Source organism: Exiguobacterium sp. SH1S1 (genome assembly GCF_004337245.1).
In the GTDB taxonomy this organism is placed as follows: domain Bacteria; phylum Bacillota; class Bacilli; order Exiguobacteriales; family Exiguobacteriaceae; genus Exiguobacterium; species Exiguobacterium aurantiacum_A.
Map to the genome: position 1 here is coordinate 1 of NZ_SJUZ01000024.1, position 784 is coordinate 784.

4 tRNA genes and 2 rRNA genes are annotated in these 784 nt (G+C 49.2%); all 6 read left to right on the forward strand.

What is annotated here, in order from left to right:
- A 23S ribosomal RNA gene (locus tag EVJ23_RS15035) occupies nucleotides 1-124 on the forward strand; the annotation flags it as partial.
- 94 nt (nucleotides 125-218) lie between these two features.
- Nucleotides 219-334: ribosomal RNA gene (gene rrf, locus EVJ23_RS15040) — 5S ribosomal RNA — on the forward strand.
- A 9-nt stretch (nucleotides 335-343) separates the two neighbouring features.
- A tRNA-Val gene (locus tag EVJ23_RS15045) sits at nucleotides 344-419 on the forward strand.
- Between the two features lie 9 nt (nucleotides 420-428).
- Nucleotides 429-504: transfer RNA gene (locus EVJ23_RS15050), tRNA-Thr, on the forward strand.
- Between the two features lie 35 nt (nucleotides 505-539).
- Nucleotides 540-626, forward strand: a tRNA-Leu gene (locus EVJ23_RS15055).
- Nucleotides 627-657: 31 nt separating this feature from the next.
- Nucleotides 658-734: transfer RNA gene (locus EVJ23_RS15060), tRNA-Arg, on the forward strand.
- Nucleotides 735-784 lie beyond the last annotated feature (50 nt).

A 784-nucleotide genomic window follows, 5' to 3' on the forward strand; every position in this document is an offset into this window, starting at 1 on the left:
AGATGAGATTTCCCTTTGAGCAATCAAGAAAGACCCCTCAGAGACGATGAGGTAGATAGGTCATGGGTGGAAGCACGGCGACGTGTGGAGCTGAATGATACTAATCGGTCGAGGCTTTGATCTAGAATTGGTTTGTATTGATGAATCTTCAGTTTTGAGAGAGTAATCTTTCAAAAAAAGTTTGACATTATGTAAAGATAATGTTAATCTCATATATGTCTGGTGGCGATAGCGAAGCGGCCACACCCGTTCCCATGCCGAACACGGAAGTTAAGCGCTTCAGCGCCGAAAGTAGTTGGGGGTCTCCCCCTGTGAGGATAGGACGTTGCCAGGCATACATATCGGAGGATTAGCTCAGCTGGGAGAGCACCTGCCTTACAAGCAGGGGGTCGGCGGTTCGATCCCGTCATCCTCCACCATTTACACCTGCCGGTGTAGCTCAGTTGGTAGAGCATCTGACTTGTAATCAGAGGGTCGAGGGTTCAAATCCTTTCGCCGGCACCATTTTTAAAAAAAGTCTACCGCACTAATTATACCTTGCCGGGGTGGCGGAATTGGTAGACGCACAGGACTTAAAATCCTGCGAGGGTTTCCTCGTGCCGGTTCAAGTCCGGCCCTCGGTACCATCTATATATCCCATTGGGAATCATTCGTCTCGCACCCTTAGCTCAGCTGGATAGAGCGTTAGACTACGAATCTAAAGGCCGGGAGTTCGAATCTCTCAGGGTGCACCATTTATAACGGGAAGTAGCTCAGCTTGGTAGAGCACTTGGTTTGGGACCAA